Origin of the sequence: Cycloclasticus sp., from assembly GCF_019090545.1 — a bacterium.
Classification (GTDB): domain Bacteria; phylum Pseudomonadota; class Gammaproteobacteria; order Methylococcales; family Cycloclasticaceae; genus Cycloclasticus; species Cycloclasticus pugetii.
This window is the reverse complement of record NZ_JAHRVT010000006.1, coordinates 1-4220: the sequence shown is the minus strand read 5'-3', so window position 1 is coordinate 4220 and position 4220 is coordinate 1. Positions and strand designations below refer to the sequence as shown.

Here is a 4220-nt window from a genome sequence, read left to right as displayed (position 1 = left end):
TTTAATAAAATGAAAATAAAATTGACACGTCAGGCTAATATTCAAGCTGCAAACATTGTGTCAAGCGTTATTAATGGTGATGTTTCATTTTGAACAAGGTGGTTGTTGGCTTAGATGAGGTAGGTAGAGGCTGTATTGCAGGGCCTGTTGTTGCAGCGGCTGTCATTCTGGATGATGAAAAACCAATTGATGGCCTGATGGATTCAAAAAAGTTGACAAAAAAGAGACGAGAGGTGCTTGCACAACAGATCATCGAGTCTGCTAAAGCATGGTCAATTGGTCGAGCAGAGGTGGCTGAAATTGATGAAATTAATATTTTACAGGCAAGTTTATTAGCCATGAAACGGGCATTTGATGGCTTGGATATTAAGGCAGGTTATGCCAAAGTTGATGGGACATTCTATCCAGATATTGATCTGCCGGGTGAATGTATCAAAGGCGGTGATAACCTTGTGGCTGAAATCTCCGCGGCTTCGATTATCGCAAAAGTGTATAGAGATGAGCAAATGGCCCTGCTTGATGTGTTATATCCCGGTTATGGCCTATCAAAACATGCCGGTTACCCGACCCCTGATCATAAAATGAAACTTGCCCAGCAGGGTGTTATTTCGATTTACCGACAATCATTTTCCCCAGTGAGAAAATTATTACCATGAGTGAGGCCATCAAGTTTATCCACCTTAGGAACCATACCGAATATTCATTGGTAGATGGCATTATTCGTGTAAAACCATTGGTCAAACGTGTAGCTGAACTAGCTATGCCAGCTATCGGGGTGACCGATCAGTCTAATTTATTTGCCACGGTAAAGTTTTATCGTGCTGCCTTAGCTGCTGGCATCAAACCTATTATTGGGGCGGATGTACAGATAAGAGATTCGGTGGGGCAAAAAAAGCCATATATCATCACCTTACTGGCCCAAAACCAACAAGGTTATTTAGCACTGTGTGAATTAATTTCTGAGGCGTATCTTAATGGTCAAGATAAAGGTGTTGCCTATCTAACCAGTAAAAAAATACTGGAGAAAAATGAAGGTTTAATTGCCTTATCTGGCTGTTTGGACGGGTTGTTCTCAACATCGCTTCAGTCAAATGATACAGAGCAAGCAGATACTATGTTATCTACTTGGTTGCAGGTTTTTAAGGATCGTTTTTACATAGAGCTTCAACGTATTGGTCGATCAGGTGAAGAGGGGTTAAATAACCAGTTATTAGCCTTAGCTAGTAAGCATCATGCACCTATAGTGGCTACTAATAGTGCATGCTTTTTAAAACCAGAGGAGTTTGATGCGCATGAGGCGCGAGTCTGCATTAATCAAGGGCGTGTATTATCTGATACTAGGCGGGTCAAATCGCATACCGAACAGCAGTATTTAAAAAGTCAGGAAGACATGTTGGCGCTTTTTTCTGATTTACCTGAAGCGCTTGAAAATACAGTAGAGATTGCAAAACGTTGCAATGTTGAACTTAGTTTAGGGGAGAACTTTTTACCTGACTTTCCCGTTCCAGAAGGTATGACCATAGATGAATATTTCGCAGATTTATCACAAAAAGGGTTAGAGAAACGAATTCAAGAAACTTCTCATCGAATTAAGTTTGATGATGAAAAAAGGGCCCAGTATCAAGCCAGATTAAAGCGCGAATTAGACGTTATTTGTCAGATGGGCTTTCCTGGTTATTTTTTAATTGTTGCTGATTTTATTCAATGGGCAAAAGATAATGGCGTACCCGTTGGCCCGGGTCGTGGTTCTGGTGCTGGTTCTATTATTGCGTATGCATTAAGAATTACTGACCTAGACCCGCTAGAGTTTGATTTACTGTTTGAGCGATTTTTAAATCCTGAACGTGTGTCAATGCCTGACTTTGATGTGGATTTTTGTATGGATGGGCGTGATCGGGTGATCGATTATGTCGGTGAGAAATACGGACGAGATAAAGTGTCGCAAATTATTACCTACGGGAGTATGGCTGCGAAAGCTGTTATACGTGATGTGGGGCGTGTATTAGGCCATCCTTATGGTTTTGTAGATCGTTTAGCAAAAGCAATCCCCTTTGAAATTGGTATGACCTTAACAAAGGCACTTGATGAAAGCCCTGATCTATTGAACGCATATAAAGAATCAGACGAGGTTCGTGAGCTAATAGACTTAGCTCTAATGCTTGAAGGGGTGGCAAGAAACGCGGGTAAACATGCGGGTGGTGTTGTCATCGCTCCGAGTAAGTTAACTGATTTTTCACCCTTATATTGCGAGGAAGGTGGTGCAAACCTGGTGACGCAGTTTGATAAAGACGATATCGAAGCTGTTGGTTTAGTTAAGTTCGACTTTTTGGGGTTACGAACATTAACAATTATTGACTGGGCCTTACAAAATATAAATCAACGCTTAGCCGCAAAGGGCGAAAAGGCCGTTAATATTGACCTGTTACCTCGCGATGATGAATTAACGTACGAGTTATTAAAAAATTACGCAACAACAGCTGTTTTTCAGCTTGAGTCTAGGGGCATGAAAGACTTGATTCGTCGTCTGCGCCCTGACACCTTTGAAGATATTATTGCTCTAGTGGCTCTCTTTAGACCAGGGCCATTGCAGTCTGGCATGGTGGATGATTACATTAATGTTAAGCATGGTCGCAAAAAAGCAGAATATCCGCACCCAACCTTGATACCAATTTTAGAGCCAACTAATGGGGTTATTTTATATCAAGAACAAGTGATGCAAATTGCTCAGGATTTAGCTGGCTATAGTCTTGGCTCAGCTGACTTGCTGCGTCGAGCGATGGGCAAGAAAAAGCCCGAAGAAATGGCCAAGCAGCGTGAGATGTTTACCACAGGAGCGGTTGCTAATAATGTCGAAGAAAGTGTAGCGACCTATATTTTTGACTTAATGGAAAAATTTGCAGGCTACGGGTTCAATAAATCTCACTCCGCTGCGTATGCATTAATTGCCTACCAAACCGCTTGGTTAAAAGCGCACTACCCATCAGAATTTATGGCCGCAGTGTTGTCTTCAGATATGGACAATACCGATAAAGTTGTTTTGTTCATCGATGAATGTCGTGATATGGGGCTCAATATTCTTCCGCCTGATGTTAATAGCTCTTACTATCGATTTACGACAAATGAAGAAGGCGACATTATCTATGGCTTAGGGGCGCTTAAAGGTGTCGGTGAAGGAGCTATTGAATCAATTATTCAACAAAGAGAACTTAACGGCCCTTATTCTAGTCATGAAGACCTTGCCAATCGTATAGATTTAAGAAAGGCAAATCGTCGTGTGCAAGAAGCTCTTATCAGAGCGGGTGCATTAGATTGTTTTGACACAAACCGTGCACAGCTGATGCAGCAATTAACGAATGTACTTCAAGTGGCTGAGCAGCAGGGGAAAAGTGCGATGGCTGGGCAAAATGATTTGTTCGGCGTAAGCCTTGTTGAAACAACTCAAAAATCTAATGCTGTTCGTGTAAAAACTTGGAGCGAGCATGAGCGCCTTAAACATGAAAAGACAATACTTGGACTGTATTTAACCGGGCACCCATTTGATACAGTTCGAGATGAAATGAGCAATATTGTTTCAGGAAAATTGGCAGCCTTACATGATATGGAGTTAAGCTCCCCGGGGGGAGGCCAGTATCGGCGTGCAAAAGGAAAACCGATTACCGTCTCTGGTTTGGTGTTAAATATCCGTACACGTCCAACAAAAAGTGGTGCTAAAATTGCCACCATTATTTTAGATGATGGAAGCGCTCGCATGGAGGCTGTGGCCTATAGTGAGGTTTTTGAGACCTATAGCGAACAATTACAGGTCGAGCAAATTGTTGTTATTGAAGGCAGTATCTCTTTTGATGACTTTGCCGGGCAAAATAGAATTAGCATTGAGTCAGTGATGACAGTTGAGCAAGCACGTAAACGGTTCATAAAAGATGTATTGATAGAGTTAGACGCTGATGTTCTAAAACAAGACAATAAAATTAATCAATTACATACTGTTTTAAGTAAATACCGTGGTGGTGATTGCCCGGTTAAAATAAAATTGATGCTACCCGGTGCTTCATCCGCGCTTTTATTGCCGGATGAATGGAATATTAAACCTGAAGATGCATTGTTGACAGATTTACATAATGCATTGCCAGAACAACAAGGCTTTATTCGATATTGAATTTTGCTGGCTGAATTCATCGACTCAAGATAAAATAAGCTTATGAACTTAGATTACTTAGATT

At 41.3% G+C, this 4220-nt stretch carries 2 protein-coding genes; both read left to right on the top strand.

Annotated features, from left to right (window positions below; genetic code table 11):
* Positions 1-89 precede the first annotated feature (89 nt).
* Positions 90-656 carry a ribonuclease HII gene (gene rnhB, locus KUG63_RS01165; protein WP_016390764.1) on the top strand — a complete coding sequence of 189 codons (567 nt, stop codon included), beginning with the start codon at positions 90-92 and terminating at the stop codon, positions 654-656.
* Complete coding sequence (gene dnaE / locus KUG63_RS01160) at positions 653-4156, top strand: DNA polymerase III subunit alpha (RefSeq protein WP_287553708.1); 3504 nt, start codon at positions 653-655, stop codon at positions 4154-4156. The genes rnhB and dnaE overlap by 4 nt, the downstream gene beginning before the upstream one ends.
* Positions 4157-4220: the final 64 nt, after the last annotated feature.

Bases quoted from the DNA above. Each gene is read 5' to 3' on its own strand.
- dnaE (WP_287553708.1), top strand. From the start codon at position 653: ATGAGTGAGGCCATCAAGTTTATCCACCTTAGGAACCATACCGAATAT.